13 protein-coding genes and 1 pseudogene are annotated in these 15,131 nt (G+C 68.0%); 8 read left to right on the top strand and 6 right to left on the bottom strand.

Annotated features, from left to right (window positions below):
* Positions 1-86 precede the first annotated feature (86 nt).
* On the bottom strand, positions 87-1,400 hold the full coding sequence (locus ACWFRB_RS04125) for a protein kinase domain-containing protein (RefSeq protein ID WP_452639049.1): 1,314 nt from the start codon (positions 1,398-1,400) through the stop codon (positions 87-89).
* Here ACWFRB_RS04125 and ACWFRB_RS04120 point away from each other — a divergent pair.
* A pseudogene (locus ACWFRB_RS04120) lies at positions 1,342-2,500 on the top strand (DUF4436 family protein). The gene ACWFRB_RS04125 and the pseudogene ACWFRB_RS04120 sit on opposite strands and share 59 nt — an antisense overlap.
* A gap of 83 nt (positions 2,501-2,583) precedes the next feature.
* Here the strand turns inward: ACWFRB_RS04120 and ACWFRB_RS04115 are convergent.
* Positions 2,584-3,162 carry a TetR/AcrR family transcriptional regulator gene (locus ACWFRB_RS04115; RefSeq protein WP_452639048.1) on the bottom strand — a complete coding sequence of 193 codons (579 nt, stop codon included), beginning with the start codon at positions 3,160-3,162 and terminating at the stop codon, positions 2,584-2,586.
* A 101-nt stretch (positions 3,163-3,263) separates the two neighbouring features.
* Complete coding sequence (locus ACWFRB_RS04110) at positions 3,264-4,379, bottom strand: agmatine deiminase family protein (RefSeq protein WP_452639047.1); 1,116 nt, start codon at positions 4,377-4,379, stop codon at positions 3,264-3,266.
* A gap of 216 nt (positions 4,380-4,595) precedes the next feature.
* Between ACWFRB_RS04110 and ACWFRB_RS04105 the strand changes: the two genes are divergently transcribed.
* Together ACWFRB_RS04105 and ACWFRB_RS04100 are read left to right on the top strand one after the other, a co-directional pair.
* Positions 4,596-5,684: an agmatine deiminase family protein gene (locus ACWFRB_RS04105; protein WP_452639045.1), complete on the top strand. Its 1,089-nt coding sequence runs from the start codon at positions 4,596-4,598 to the stop codon at positions 5,682-5,684.
* A gap of 47 nt (positions 5,685-5,731) precedes the next feature.
* Entirely contained in the window at positions 5,732-6,592 is an 861-nt protein-coding gene (locus ACWFRB_RS04100) for a class II glutamine amidotransferase (protein WP_452639043.1), read from the top strand.
* 7 nt (positions 6,593-6,599) lie between these two features.
* Here the strand turns inward: ACWFRB_RS04100 and ACWFRB_RS04095 are convergent, their stop codons facing one another.
* Entirely contained in the window at positions 6,600-7,241 is a 642-nt protein-coding gene (locus tag ACWFRB_RS04095; protein WP_452639042.1) for an isochorismatase family cysteine hydrolase, read from the bottom strand.
* Between the two features lie 52 nt (positions 7,242-7,293).
* Between ACWFRB_RS04095 and ACWFRB_RS04090 the strand changes: the two genes are divergently transcribed.
* Positions 7,294-7,695: a PaaI family thioesterase gene (locus tag ACWFRB_RS04090; protein ID WP_027503299.1), complete on the top strand. Its 402-nt coding sequence runs from the start codon at positions 7,294-7,296 to the stop codon at positions 7,693-7,695.
* 33 nt (positions 7,696-7,728) lie between these two features.
* On the opposite strand, the gene ahpF is transcribed toward ACWFRB_RS04090, so the two are convergent.
* The gene (gene ahpF, locus ACWFRB_RS04085; protein WP_452639040.1) at positions 7,729-9,327 is read right to left on the bottom strand and encodes an alkyl hydroperoxide reductase subunit F; all 1,599 of its coding nucleotides are present in this window, start codon (positions 9,325-9,327) and stop codon (positions 7,729-7,731) included.
* Between the two features lie 159 nt (positions 9,328-9,486).
* A complete protein-coding gene (gene ahpC, locus ACWFRB_RS04080) occupies positions 9,487-10,050 on the bottom strand; it encodes an alkyl hydroperoxide reductase subunit C (RefSeq protein ID WP_027503297.1) in 564 nt (187 codons plus the stop codon).
* A 249-nt stretch (positions 10,051-10,299) separates the two neighbouring features.
* Between ahpC and ACWFRB_RS04075 the strand changes: the two genes are divergently transcribed.
* The 4 genes from ACWFRB_RS04075 (at position 10,300) to ACWFRB_RS04060 (ending at position 15,080) form a co-directional block, all read left to right on the top strand.
* On the top strand, positions 10,300-11,346 hold the full coding sequence (locus ACWFRB_RS04075; protein ID WP_452639038.1) for a tocopherol cyclase family protein: 1,047 nt from the start codon (positions 10,300-10,302) through the stop codon (positions 11,344-11,346).
* A 50-nt stretch (positions 11,347-11,396) separates the two neighbouring features.
* Positions 11,397-12,353: a LysR family transcriptional regulator gene (locus ACWFRB_RS04070; RefSeq protein WP_452639037.1), complete on the top strand. Its 957-nt coding sequence runs from the start codon at positions 11,397-11,399 to the stop codon at positions 12,351-12,353.
* A 1,333-nt stretch (positions 12,354-13,686) separates the two neighbouring features.
* On the top strand, positions 13,687-14,403 hold the full coding sequence (locus ACWFRB_RS04065; protein WP_452639035.1) for a hypothetical protein: 717 nt from the start codon (positions 13,687-13,689) through the stop codon (positions 14,401-14,403).
* A 107-nt stretch (positions 14,404-14,510) separates the two neighbouring features.
* Positions 14,511-15,080 carry a hypothetical protein gene (locus tag ACWFRB_RS04060; protein WP_452639033.1) on the top strand — a complete coding sequence of 190 codons (570 nt, stop codon included), beginning with the start codon at positions 14,511-14,513 and terminating at the stop codon, positions 15,078-15,080.
* Positions 15,081-15,131 lie beyond the last annotated feature (51 nt).

The following is a 15,131-nucleotide window of genomic DNA, read 5'->3' as shown; positions in this document are numbered from 1 at the left end:
CGCGGAGTCCGACCTTCGGCCCTGGGGGTGGCGGGTTCGACGGGCCGGCCTCTCGCGGTGGCAGGAGACGGCCGTGGCGTCGCGACCTACTCGAAGTAGTAGGGATCGGCGTAGGGATCGGCGTAGTAGTGGTCCTCGGGCGATGTGGGCGCGGGCAGACCGCTGTCCGTGCCTGCGTCGCCACCGGGGTCGGGGATCGGCACCGATTGTCTCGTCGGCTGGGTGGGGGTGGCCGCTGCCGACCGGGTCGGTATGGGTCGAACCGGTTCGCCGACGGGCGCCGGGCGTGCGTTGACCGGCATGGCTGGTGGTGGGACGTCGACGGCGGCGTAGCCGACCGCGGCTGCACCCGCGGCAACGACCGCCACCGCCGCCGCGAGCAGGCCGACTTTCCGTTTCGTGCTCGTCCGCCGACCCGGAGTCGGTGCAGAGGTGTCGGAACCACCGCCCGGTTGTGAAGTCGAGTCCCTCCCCGGCAGCAGCGCGGTCGCAGGAAACGACCTCGGTCGTCGAGGATTGCCGATGTTCACGGTTCTGGCGGTGCCGGGGTCGATGACCGCTGTGGCCGCAGTGTTCGTGTGCGGTTCGGCGACAAGGGCGCGCTTCGCGGCCGCAGCGAGGCCCCCCGCGGTGAAGTACCGGTCGTCGGGGCTTTTCGCCATTGCCTGTGCGATGACCTGGTCGAACCCGGCGGGCACCCCGGGCCGGACCTGGCTGGGCCGCGGCGGGGCCGCGGTCAGATGCCCGGAGATCTGCTGCTCGAGACTTTCCCCCGGGTAGGGGTGCGCGCCGGTCAGGCATTCGTGGAGCACGCAGGCCAACGCATAGACGTCGGACCGTGCGTCGCCTTGCCCTGTGGTGAATCGTTCGGGGGCCATGTAGTGGAAGGTGCCGATCGTGGCCCCCGTGCTCGTCAGGCCCTTGTCCTGGGCGGATCGAGCGATACCGAAGTCGATGAGGTACACGAAGTCTCGGGCACTGACCAGCATGTTGGAGGGTTTGACGTCGCGGTGCACCAGACCGGCGGCATGCGCGGCGTCCAATGCGGCCGCCACCTGTTCGACGACGGAGACTGCCACAGCCGGGGGCATCGGCCCGTGCAGGGCCAGGAGGGTCTTCAGGTCGGTGCCCTCGATCATGCGCATGTCGAGGTACAGACGACCCTCGATCTCCCCGTAGTGGTGAATGGGGACGACATGAGGCTCGCTCAGGCGGGCAGCCGCGTGCGCTTCGCGGCGAAACCGCTCCCGGAACCCCGGGTCCGCGGCGGTGTGCTCGTGCAGCACCTTCAACGCGACGATCCGGTCGGTGAGGGTGTCGTAGGCCTTGTGGACCTTCCCCATGCCGCCCTCGCCGATCAGCTCCTGCAGGCGGTACCGCCCAAAAGAGGTTCCATCCACGTACTTTCTCCCTCTCGATGAGCGCACCCGACACCCATCGGGTTTCTGCCCAGCGGCGTCCCTTCAGTTTCATGCGCCACTGACTGAATTTTCAGTCTGCCCTCGCAGGGTAGCAGTCGAACGGGGTCGTCACCCCTCGATGCCGTTCGAGGATGAGGGGCACGACAACCGTCACCGAGCACCACAATGCGGAGAACTGCTCATGCGGACGAAGCAACCGCCCTCGGGTCGCAGAAGTCTGTTCCTGCCGGTGACGGCAGCCGCGGCGGTGGCCGCGATAGCCGCGGGAATCTGGCTCCAGATCGGCGAACGGCACGACTCGGACACCGCCTATGCCGCAGGAACGTCCGAACCCGCCGACAGGATCGACATCGAGGCCTCGGTACAGCGGGTGGACGCGGCCGCGCGAGAACTCACACTTCGAGTCCTCGTCACGCCACGTGGCGCGCTCAGCGACGACGGCGGACTCAGCCCGAACGAGGAGCTCACACTCCTGACCTCGCCAGATATCCAGCAAGACTTGATATTTCGGGCGGACACACGAGTCACCACCGTCGATGTCCCGGTCGCGCTGTCCGGCGGCTCCATCACCGACTACCCCTTCGACAGCTACCTGACCGACATCGAATTCGCCGCACGCCAGGGCGATCGCCCGGTCCCGGTCACCGACACTGTCGAACAGAGATGCCCTGTTCCACCCCACCGTCGAGGTCGCCGACACCGCCGATACCGCCGCCTTCGAGGTCAGCGTCGGCCGCTCGAACAGCATTCTGATCTACGCCATCTTCATGATGGCCGCCATGTGGGCGCTCGCGATCGCCGTCGTGATCGGCACCCGGTTCCTGACCTCCCGGCGGCTTGGCCTGGTCTGGCCCGCCCTCGGCTGGATGGCTGCGACGCTGTTCGCCCTCGCCGCCTTCCGCAACACCGCGCCAGGAGCCCCGCCCATCGGGTCACTGCTGGATTACATGGCCTTCCTCTGGACCGAGGCGATCATCGCGCTCTGCGTCATCGCCACCGTCATCGCGGGGGCGCGGGCAGAACCACCCGCCGAGTCGCCCACTCCCGATCCGATCTCGCCGCCATCGAGGCCGGGCTGAGGTCCGACCCGGCGGGTGACCCCGTCGGCGAAGGCCACCGGCAGCGCGAGCCTCGCCTCACCGACCCACGACGCCGGTCGTGCTCACGAGGCGGCCGGGCCGAGTTCCACGGTGATCGCGCCTGCGAGCAGATGTCGCGCCCGCTCGAGTGTCATCGAGCCGCTCAGCCAGCGTTCACTGAGGCCCTCGACCAGGGCGGTGAGGCGCTCGCCTGCGTCGGCAGGGTCGGCCGCGGGGCTCGCCAGACCCGCGGCCTGTGCGTGCCGGATGAGGGTTTCGGCATCGCGCGCCCACGCCTCGGTGGTTGCGCGAAGCGGCTCCCGCAGGTCGTCGGAGAAGACGGCGCTCGCCCTGAGCTCACCCCAGGCGATGCTGTTCTCCCGCACCTCGGGCGCGCTCTGGATCTCGAGCAGGAGCATCTGTTCAAGCTGCGCCCGTGGGTCCGCTGAGGTGGATGCGTCGCCGGCGTAGCGCTCGGCCCGGTCGTTGATGTGGTCGAGGGCGCTGCGCAGCACCCCTGACCTGTCCTGGAAGTGGTAATAGATCAGGGCGGTGGAGACACCTGCCTCGGCGGCGAGCTTTTCGACCCGCAGGCCGCGCACTCCGTCCTGCGCGATCACGCGGACCGCTGCTTCCATGATCTGTGTTCGACGGTCTGCCACGACACCTCACTCTACGGACGCCTTCGGGCCGCCCGGTTCGACGCACTGACACCACGTCGAAACCGGCGCCCCTGATTTCGACCAGCGATCCTCGATCGGTTCTAGTCCGCCGGTTCCTGCTGGGTGGTGCAGTGGATACCGCCACCGCCCGCGGCGATGCCGTCGATGTTGATCTGCACCACCTTTCGGTCGGGGAAGAGACGCTCCAGTTCCTCTTTCGCAACCTTGTCGGTTTCGGGGTCGCCGAACTCGGGGGCGATCACCGCGCCGTTACAGACGTAGAAGTTGATGTAACCGGCCGCGAAGTCGTCGGATTCGAACTCCGGCCTGACCGTGCCCGGCGCATCGAGGACCACGACCTCGAGCGCGCGACCCTGCGCGTCGGTCGCGGCCTTGAGGATCTCCAGATGGCGGGCGGTGACGTCGTGGTCGAACGATTCCGGGTCCGGATCGTATCCGGCGACCACAACGCCCGGACGGGCGAAACGGGCGTAGAAGTCGGTGTGGCCGTCGGTGATGTCCTTGCCCGCGATGCCGGGCAGCCAGATGATCTTCTCGAGCCCCAGCAGATACCCCAGCTCCTCCTCGACATCCTCCTTCGACCACCCGGGATTCCGATTGTCGTTGAGCACACAGCTTTCGGTGATGATCGCGGTTCCTTCGCCGTCGACCTCGATGCCACCGCCCTCGAGGATCAGGTCGGTGGGCAACGACTCGACCCCGGCGCGCGCGGCGACGAGGGCCGCCACGCCCGCATCCTGGTCGAAGTCCTGCTTCTCACCCCAGCCGTTGAAGTTGAAGTCGATTCCCGCCTTCGCCCCGTTCCCCTTCACGAACACCGGGCCGGTATCCCGCATCCAGAGATCGTCGAGCGGGGCCTCGATCAGCTCGACGGAGGGACCGACGAGTCCGCGGGCAATGTCGAGTTCCTCGGGGCGCACCAGCATCGAGACGGCCTCGAACTGCGCGATGGTCTGCGCGATCGTCGCCAGGTTGCGCCGAACCTCGGGAAGCAACTCGGCGCCCCAGACTTCCTCGCTCGCACCGAATGCCATCCAGGTCCGCTTGTGCGGGTCGCCCTCTTCTGGCATCCACCACTCGCGCTGGTCGGCGTCGTCGCCACCACCGTCTGCCGAGGACCCGCCGTCCGTGCACCCCACTACCAGCAGTCCGCCTGCCACTGCCAGGCCCGATTGCAGGAATCGTCGTCTGAGCATCGCGTGAATCTTCCTGTTCTCCCCCAGCCACGACCCGAGGGCCTGTGATCTTTGTCGAGGGTGCCCGGCATGGGTCCCGCTCCTGTGTAGACGCGCCGCCTGGGGGTTCGTGCGACTGCTGTTTCACATCCTATCCTGACCAAAATTTCAGTCAAGGCTAGGGTGTGATGGTCAGACAAAATCGCCTCGAGGGCGCACGACATCAGGAGAGATGAAATGGGTATGGGCCGATTCGCACAGGTGGGCGACGCGCTCGCCGCCCTGTTCCTCGGAGATTCCGGCAACAGCGAGGACGACGGGCGTCGTTGGGCGATGCCGGACGAGGGCGATCGACACGAGCGCACCTGGATGGCATTCGGCGCCAGCGAAGAGGTCTGGGGTCGGCATCTGCTGTCGCAGGCCCGTCACGACCTGGCGCGCATCGCGCGGACGATCGCCCAATTCGAACCCGTCTCCATGCTGGTGCGCCCACACGAGATCGATCTCGCCCGCCACCTGATCGGGGGCGCGGACGTCGAGTTGATCGAGGCCCAACTCGACGATCTGTGGATGCGCGACACCGGGCCGGTGTTCGTCAAGGGCGAGGGCACGAGGGCAGGCGTCGATTTCAACTTCAACGGCTGGGGCGGGAAGCAGAAGTGCCGCCGCGACCGCGGCGTTGCAGACCTCGTCACGCGCCACGCGGGGGTGGAGTCACTGCCGACCGATCTGGTGCTCGAGGGCGGAGGCATCGAGGTAGACGGCCAGGGCACGGCCATCATCACCGAGAGTTGCGTGCTCAACAACAACCGCAATCGGGGCTGGAAGAAGAAGGACGTCGAGGAGGAACTGGAGTATCTGCTGGGGCTCGAGAAGATCATCTGGCTGCCCGGCATCGCGGGCTTCGACATCACCGATGGTCACACCGATTTCTACGCCCGCTTCGCCCGGCCCGGCGTGGTCGTTGCCGGTCTGGACACCGACCCGAACTCGTTCGATCACGAGATCACCCACACCCACCTCGAGATCCTGCGCTCGGAAACCGACGCGCGCGGCAGGGCCCTCCAGGTCGAGGTGATCGAGGGCCCGACGCACGTCCGGCCGACGCACGACGACGAGGACTTCGCGGCCGGCTACATCAACTTCTACGTCTGCAACGGCGCCGTCATCGCCCCGGAATTCGGTGACCTCGAAGCAGATTCGGCCGCGAGGGCCACGCTGGGGCGGCTGTTCCCCGATCGCCAGGTGGTGCAGATCAACATCGACGGCATCGCCGCCGGTGGTGGCGGCATCCACTGCACCACCCAGCAGGAGCCCGAGAACTAGAAGCACTGCCGGCGTCACACAGGCGCGAAACGCACTACCGTGGGTGCATGTGCCGCTTGTTCGGGATGACCAGCGCACCGTCACGGGTCAAGGCCACGTTCTGGCTACTCGACGCCGCGGACAGTCTGGCCGTGCAGAGTCGACGCGATCCCGATGGCACCGGCCTCGGCACCTTCACCGCCGACGGCGAACCGCTCGTCGAGAAACAACCGCTGCCCGCCTACGCGGATGCGAGCTTCGCGACGGAGGCGAGGGAACGCCGGTCCGAGACCTTCGTCGCCCACATCCGGCACGCCTCCACCGGCGGGCTCGCGATGGTCAACACCCACCCGTTCAGCCTGAGTGGGCGGATCTTCGCGCACAACGGCGTGATCGAGGACCTGCCGCGGTTGGACGAGGAGCTCGGGTCGTACCGATCGGCGGTCGCGGGCGAAACCGACTCCGAGCGCTTCTTCGCGCTGATCACCAAGCACATCGACGGCCGCGGCGGCGACGTCACCGCGGGCATCACAGATGCCGCCCGCTGGGTCGCCGAGCACCTGCCGATCTTCGCCATCAACATCGTGCTGACCACCGCGACGGAGCTGTGGGCGCTGCGCTACCCCGACACCCACCAGCTCCTGGTGCTCAGTCGCGGGCCGGACACCGGCAGGCACCTGGAGCACGCCAGCCCGGCGGGCACCGTCCGGGTCCGGTCGGGCGAATTGGCCTCGGCGCCTGCGGTCGTGGTGGCCAGCGAGCGGATGGACGAGAACCCCGCGTGGCGGTCGCTGGCGTCCGGCGAACTGCTGCACGTCGACGCGGAGCTCAACATCGACAGCGCCGTGATCCTCGACCGCCCGCCCGCGCATCCGCTCACGCTGGCCGACCTCGGCGCGACGGCCGCCGCGTCGCAGGCGAGCCGCTGAATCGACCTCAGCCCAGCGCCGCGACGATCTCCGTCGCCGTGGCGTGCACCGCGCCGATCCGCCCGGCCTCCTCGAGGTGCCGGTCGTCGACGCCCGAGATCGCGTCGGCCGCGATGAGCACGCGGAGGTCGCGTTCGCTCGCGTCGACGATGGTGGCCCGCGGGCAGTTCGGATAGTTACAGCCCGCCACCACCACGGTGTCGACGCCGCGCTCGCGCAGGTGCGACTCGAGTTCCGTCCGGTGGAACGCGCTCCACCGCGGCTTGAACAGCACGACCTCGGTCGGCGTGACCTGCTGCAGCCCGCCGCCCAGGAGCACGTCCGGATCGAGGTCCGCGACGCCGAACTCGGGGACGATCTGCGACCCCACGGTGCCCGGGCTCGCCATCCGCGCGCCCGCGGCGATGGCGGACCGGCGGACGAGGTCGACGTCGTCGCCCGCGTAGAGCCGGACGATGTGCACGATCGGGCGCCCCGTGGCCCGGTAGGCCTCGAGCAGCCGCGCGATCGCGGGCAGCACCTGCGTGGTTCCGGGGACCGGACTCGATCCACCGTCGACGAAGTCGCGTTGGGTGTCGACCACGAGCAGGGCGGAGGCGGCCAGATGCGGGGCGATCCAGGGGTCGAGGCGCCCCTCGAGAGTGCTCACGGCATCACCGTATCTGCCCATGGGCGGGGGACGGCGGGTCTAGCATCGATTCATGGAGCTTGACGAGCTGCTGGCGACCATGCCGTTCGCGGTGAAGTCGGGAATCGAGCTGGTCTCCGCGACCCCCGGCGAGGTCGTCGGCCGGCTGGCGTGGAGCGAGGACCTCACCACCGCGGACCACATCATGCACGGCGGGGCGCTGACCACCCTCGCGGACAGCGTCGGCGCCGTGTCCGCGTTCCTGAACATCCCGTCGGGCGCCGCGCGGGTGACGACGGCCTCGAACGCTGTCTATGCGCGACAGGTGCGCCGCGGCGTCGTCACCGCCGCCGCCCGCCCGTTGCACGTCGGCCGCAAGACGATCCTGGTCTCCATCGACCTCACCGACGACGACGGCAGGCTCGTCTCACAGGTCACCCAGTCGCACGCCGTGGTCGGCGACGCCGGCTTCTGAGCCGGCGTCGCCCGGCGGGTACAGGCGACGCCGTTACTGGGCGGCCACCACGACCGGCGCCTCCGCATCGGAGGGGACGCTGGTACGGATGAGGTGGTCAAATGCGCCGAGCGCCGCGGTCGCGCCCGCTCCTGCGGCGACGATGATCTGCTTGTACGGGGCGGTTGTGCAGTCTCCCGCTGCGAATACGCCGGGAACGGACGTCCGCCCGTGGTCGTCGACGATGATCTCGCCGCGCGGGGTCAGATCGACCGTGCCGGAGAGCCATTCCGTGTTGGGGAGCAGCCCGATCTGCACGAAGACGCCGTCCAGGTCGACGGCGTGCGACGCGTCGGTCGTGCGGTCCGTGTAGGCCAGGCCGGTGACCTTGGCGCCGTCACCGCGCACCTCGGTCGTCAGGGTGCTGAGCAGGATGTCGACGTTGGGCAGGCTGCGGAGCTTGCGCTGCAGGACGTCGTCGGCGCGCAGCTCGGAGTCGAACTCGACCAGCGTGACGTGCGCGACGATGCCGGCGAGGTCGATGGCCGCCTCGACGCCGGAGTTGCCGCCTCCGATCACCGCGACACGCTTGCCCTTGAAGAGGGGGCCGTCGCAGTGCGGGCAGTAGGTGACGCCCTTGTTCCGGTACTCGGTCTCGCCGGGCACGTTCATCGCCCGCCACCGCGCGCCGGTGGACAGGATCACGCTGCGAGAGAGCAGACGCGCGCCGCTGGCGAGCTCGACCTCTACCAGGCCCTGCTGGGAGGCGGCGGGAGTCAGCTTCGCGGCGTTCTGCACGTTCATGATGTCGACGTCGTACTGCCGGACATGGTTCTCCAGCTCGGCGGCGAACTTCGGGCCCTCGGTGTAGGGCACCGAGGCGAAGTTCTCGATTCCCATGGTGTCGAGCACCTGGCCACCGAATCGCTCGGACACGACTCCGGTGCGAATCCCCTTCCGCGCGGCGTAGATTGCCGCGGTGGCGCCTGCGGGCCCGCCGCCGACGACCAGCACATCGAACGGGTCCTTCTCGGAGATGGCCGCGGCGGTACGGTCGGCCGATCCGTTGTCGAGCTGGCCGACGATCTGCTCGAGGTTCATACGGCCCGAGCCGAACGGCTCGCCATTGAGGAACACGGTCGGGACCGCCATGACCTGCCGGTTGTCGATCTCGTCCTGGAAGAGGGCGCCGTCGATCGCGATGTGCTTGATGTTGGAGTTCAGCACGCACATCAGGTTCAGCGCCTGCACCACGTCGGGGCAGTTCTGGCAGGAGAGGGAGAAGTAGGTCTCGAAGTAGAAGTCTCCCTCGAGGTCACGCACCTGGGCGAGCAGGTCCGCGGACTCCTTCGAGGGGTGGCCGCCGACCTGCAGCAACGCGAGGACAAGGGACGAGAACTCATGTCCGAGAGGGATGCCGGCGAACTGCACCTCGACGTCGGTGCCGACGCGGCGGATCGCGAAGGACGGCCGACGCGGGTCGCCGCCGGTGCGGGAGTGGCTCACCAGGTCCGACATGCCGGCGATCTCGTCGAGGAGTCCGCCGAGTTCCGCGGACTTCGGGCCGTCATCAAGGGTGGACACCAGCTCGATCGGCTGGATCACCTTCTCGAGCAACGTCTTCAACTGGTTTGCGAGTGAGGCTTCGAGCATGAGGGTCTACTCCGAAAGTTGGCAGAACAGTGACCGGAAGAAACGGGAGTCGGCGAACTTCTCAGCTCGAGCCGAGGCGCGGGTGAGCCGCACGAGGGGACGGTGCCGGTGGCACGGGATGTAGGCACCGTGCCACCGGTGCGGACAACCGTCGACGAATCAGATCTTGCCGACGAGCTCCAGCGACGGGGCGAGGGTGTCGTCGCCCTCTTCCCACTTCGCCGGGCAGACCTCGCCCGGGTGCGACCGGACGTACTGGGCGGCCTTGACCTTGCGGACCAGCTCGGAGGCGTTGCGGCCGATGCCCTCGGCGGTGACCTCGGTGAACTGGATGACGCCGTCCGGGTCGACCAGGAAGGTGCCGCGGTCGGCCAGGCCCTGATTCTCGCGGAGCACCTCGAAGTCGGTGCTGATCTGCAGGGTCGGGTCGCCGATCATCGCGTACCGGATCTTGCCGATCGTGTCGGACGACGCGTGCCACGCCTTGTGCGTGAAGTGGGTGTCCGTGGAGACCGAGAAGACCTCGACACCCAGGCGCTGCAGCTCCTCGTAGTGATCCGCGAGGTCACCGAGCTCGGTCGGGCAGACGAAGGTGAAGTCGGCCGGGTAGAAGTAGAAGACGGCCCACTTGCCCTTGATGTCCTCGTCGGAAACGCTAACGAAGGCACCATCTTTGAACGCCTCGGCGGAGAAGGGCTTGATCTTCTTGTTGATCAGCGACATGCATAGCCTCATTCGTGAACGGTGTGTTGGTATGTCCGTTTTCGACACTATCGACCGTCGATTGATCAGACCAATCAAAGATAGTTTGAACATTGATAGCGGACGGCTATAAGGGCTGGATTCCGCTTCCGGGAGCGCGAGCCCGCACCGAAATGTGAGCGATGCCACAGCCATCGGTCGTGCCAGCGGTGGAGCGGCCCCGGCCGCAACCCGCCCACCAATCGGGTCGGCCCCGGCTACCGTTGAGCGATGTCGCGCTTGCTCGACGCCTACCGCCGCACCGGGGCCGACCTGCCGTTCGGTGATCCCCTGGCCGCGCACGGCGTCGCCATGGAGGGCTACTTCTGGCGGTTCACCCTGCCCGAGTCGGGCCGGGTCGTGATCGCGCTGTGCGGGATCAACCGGGCCGCCGACGGCAACTGGGCCACCCTGGGCCTGGCCGCGCACCCGGGCGCCTTCCTGCGGACCGCCGCGCATCCGGTCGCGGCCGCCGACCCCCACCGGCTCGGCGCCGCCGCCGGGGAGGCGTTCCGCGGCGAACCCGACCGACTACGGGTGGACCTCGGTCCCGACGCCGGGCTCGACGTGCGGATCACCCATCCGAGGCCGTGGCCACGCCGGGTCCTCGGCGGTTCGAGCGTCTTCCAGACGATCCCGGCGCTCGACCAGTACTGGCACCCGTGGCTGCTCGGTGGGCGCGCCGAGGGAACCGCGGTGCTCGGCGGCGAGGAGTGGGACCTCACCGGTGCCCAGGTGTACGCCGAGAAGAACTGGGGCCGAGCCGGATTCCCCGACTCCTGGTGGTGGGGCCAGGCGCAGGGCTTCGCGGAGCCGCGGGTGTGCGTCGCCTTCGCGGGCGGCCAGGTCAGCGCCGGACCGCTGCGCACCGAGGTGACCGCTGTCGTGGTCCTGCTGCCGGACGGACGGTTGCTGCGCCTCGGCGATCCGGTGGTCTCCCCCGTCCGGGCCCAGGTGACCGACGAGCACTGGACGCTCCGCGGCCGGAGCCCGCGCTGGAGCGTGGACATCGAGGGCCACGGGACGATCGGCGACGCGCACGTCCTACCGGTTCCGCTGCCCGCCGAGCGGCGCAACGTCCCCGGCGCGTTGGAACACCTGGGCGCGCGGATGTCGGTGACGGTCCGCCGGGGGCACCGGACGGTCTGGTGCGGCGAGTCGGCTGTGGCGGCGCTGGAGCACGGCGGGTTGGCGCGCGCCAGGGCCGAGGCGGACCGGCGGGGAGCACGACCGGATGCGACCGACGCCCCACCCCTACCCCCGCGGCGGGGGCGCTGACCTTCGTTTTTTTGTGACACGGACCTGGATCGGTCATACACTCCCCCGCCATGGAGCTCCAGACGCGTCAACTTCGCTATTTCGTTGCAGTAGCAGAGGAGTTGAGCTTCACCCGCGCCGCGCAGAAACTGCACATCGCACAGCAGGCACTGAGTGCGCAGATCAAGCAGCTGGAACAGAGCCTCGGGGTGACGCTGCTCGTCCGCACCACGCGCAGCGTGACCCTGACCGCCGCAGGTGCCGTGTTCCTCGACGACACCAGCGCGCTGCTGGCGGCCCTGGACGACGCCGCCGAGCGCGCCCGCGCGACGGACCGCAGCGAGAACCAGCGACTGGTGCTGGGGTTCCTCGAGGGCGCGGCGCTGACCCTGACCGAGCCGATCATGTCGGCGTTCCGCGATCGGCACCCCGGGGTGACGATCGAGATGCGTCAGTTCAACTACGACGACCCGTCCGCCGGACTGAACGACCGGTCGGTTGACGTGGCGTTCGTGCGGCGCCCGCTGACGACTGACGGTGTCGACTTCGAGCACCTGTTCACCGAGCCGCTGGTCGCGATGGTGCGGGCCGATCACCACCTCGCCGATCGCACCAGCGTCGAGGTGGCCGACGTGATCGACGAGCTCTTGTTCGGGGCGGTGACCACCGACCCGGTGTGGAATGCCTTCTGGGAGTTCGACGCACACAGAGGCGGAAAGCCCGGGCGAATCGTCTCCCGCTCGACGGCACTGCTCGAGGAGTGCCAGAAGGTGGCGGCCGGCGTCGGCATCGTGGTGACGGTGGCGGCCGCGCGCTGGGTTCAGTATCCAGGGGTGAAGATCCTGCCGATCGCCGATGCCGAGCCGAGCGAGGTCGCGCTTGCGTGGCCGCGCGACACCGACTCGGCCCTGGTGCACTCGTTCGTCGACGCCGCCATCCAGGTGCGCGACGGGCGCCCCGACCTGGTCAAGAGGCTGGAAGAACCGGACCTCGACGAGCGGACGATGCCCACCCTCATCCCCTACTGACAACGGGACCTTGTCAATCCATGCAGAAATGGATGTTTCACTTCCGAACCACCCGGCCATAGGGTTCTTGGTGCTGGACGTCCGTATGGATCGTCCAGCCCGATGAACGCGCCGGTCCCACCTGACCTGCGCTTGGCGACCGCGCGTTGACCCGCGCGAATCCCGCGAACGGCCGATCCGGCCCGCGCGACGTTTCGCGCATCGCCCATCGGGTAGCACGGTCGGACCCGCCGTGCGCGGGTTGGTCCTGGGCGCCCGCCCAGCGGAAGAGGTGGAACATGGCAGCACGAGGCCGAGACCTCACCCGCGTCGCCTGCGATGACGATCTTGTTCGCAGCGGCCACTGCACCACGGGTACGCACCGAATCGACTGCGCCCGGTGGCCATTGGAATGAGCTTGCGGCGATCCGCGTGCCGTGCGCGACGGCAACGCCAGCACGCTCGCCCGCAGTCCTGCATCCGGCGGCGTGCGAGCGACAGGGAACTGAACGCTCCCCGAAGGTAACAGCACTATCTCGGCCAGACGACGGAGACCGGGATTGATAGCGCTTTCGCACGTGCCCACAGGGAGCGTTCTTTAATTCATTGAATCTCGAATAGTTCACTTCACCTATACCGGAGTGGTGCCATAAAAAACGACGTCGACTCGATCTAGAATTCAATTCACCGGGCTGACGCGGCAGTGCTCAGGACTGCCGAGAGCTACGCCACCCCAGCGGTCCTGAGCCTCGATCCAACCGCTGCCCCAACGCCACGCATCGGCATCTAACTGCAACAACGACACATAGTTCCTACGCAAGGCCGACCTCCCGCTCACACGCGGGGCGTCGGTCCCATTGGCGTGCAGCGAGCCCGCCGGGCGCAACCATGAACGCTCGATGAATTCCAATCAACGATTGCCATTATTGATACGCGACGTTACAGAACGAAATGCACGGGCCGAAAAACCTCCCGATCAAACCCCTTACACAGGCCAATTCGGTGTGATAGAAAATACTCCGCCGCAACACATCACGTTGCGGTCACAGGGAATCACAACATCATCAAGGAGAAATCATGGGCAACCTGTCTGCGGCGATCGACTCGATCACGACCATCATCAACGCCATCAAGACGCTGGGTTCGCTCAGCTGACGGCTCGGCGCCGGTGCCACTCCCGAGGGTGCACCGGCGCCGCCACCTCCCCTCTCTTGATCTATCGCCATTGCCCCACCGGCGACACGGAGTGGTCGAGAACCCGTTGAACACGGTGGCTGGACCGCCCGGCCACCGTGACAACCACCCCGGTCGGCCGCCGGCCCGACCGCACCAGAAGAGAAGTCAGGAAATCCCCATGCAGACGAAATCCGCTCGTCGTATCGCAGCTCTCGCGGCGGTCGCCACACTGCCGACAGCCCTCCTCGGGGTCGGTGTCGGCACCGCGAACGCCGCCAACCCGGACTGCCAGCAGTCCAGTCACTCGCAGAAGAATGACTGGAGCACCGTCGGGATCACCCACACCTACGACAAGTCCGTCTCGGCCGCCGAGGCCGCCGCCGGGACCAAGGTCACCTACAAGATCGTGGTCGGAACCACCAGCATCGGGAACCCGTACGTCAACTCCATCGCGGACTTCCCGCCGGCCGGCTTCGGTACGCCCACGGCCAAGGTCACTGCCTACCACCTCCCCGGGGGACAGAAGACCGAGAACGTCACCCCGCAGCCGAACGGGGATGGCAGCTGGCGCGTGAGCAGCACCGGGTGGTTCGTCAACTCCGGCAACCCGGTGACCGCCGAGTTCACCTACACGGTTCCGGCAGGGGTCCAGACCGGCGCGTCCGTCCTCAGCGGCGGCGCCGCTGTTGGCGGCACCGTCGGCGTCGGGACGACCAAACCCGACCTGGCCGCCTGCTTCACCGTGCGGGAGAAGAACCCGGGCGAAGCCGCGACCGGCAGCGCGGACAGCGCCGGTCTCGGCTCCTCCGGCGGCCAGCTCAGCTCCACCGGTTCGGCTTCGGACTTCGCCGCCGACACCCTCACGAAGATCATCAAGAACCTCGCCGGCAGCTAGCGCCGGCCTCCCGCTCCGGCGCCGCGGTCGAGCGCGGCGCCGGAGCACCACCCCTGAAAACAGAACGCGTAGGCGTCGTGGCGCCGCGCCACCGAAAGGGAATACCCATGGCACATCGAACACTCACGCGCGGCGTCGCCGCCGGCGCGGCAACCACATTCGCGGTCGGCGCTTTGGCCCTCTTCGGTGGTGGCATCGCCGGCGCCGCCCCTGCCTCGGTCACCTGGGACGAAGGGTCCACCCGGTTCACCCGCGGGGTCAGCAACGCCGCCCCCGCTGTGGGCGACACCATCACGGTCACAACGAAGTTCGAGCGAACCAAGGCTGTCGAGGAACGACTCAACTGGGTCAAGGACTATCACGACGCCTGTCTGACCTACGTCTACGACTCGGCCAAGATGAACGGCAAGCCGGTCGAGCCCCACCTCGATATCAAGCCCGGTTTCATCGCCGCCGACTTCATGGCCACCAGCTACCAGGCGACCGTCACGCAGGCCAGTCCCGTCACCTTCACCGCCCAGTACAAGGTCGGCGAGAACTGCGTCATCGGCGCCAAGCTCAACTCCGGCATGGAATACATCGGATCCCGCGGGCCAGGTAACTACAGCAGCAAGGGCCCCCAGATCACGGTCAAGGCCGGCGGCGCCGGCAGCCTCGGCTCCCTGTTCGGCTCCTGAGCCGGCTCGCGACAGAAACCACACTGCGGGCTTCGGCGCCCAGCCCTCGTG

Source organism: Rhodococcus sp. NPDC055112 (assembly GCF_053607505.1).
Note: the sequence above shows the minus strand (reverse complement) of the source record. Positions and strands in the feature narration are given on the sequence as shown.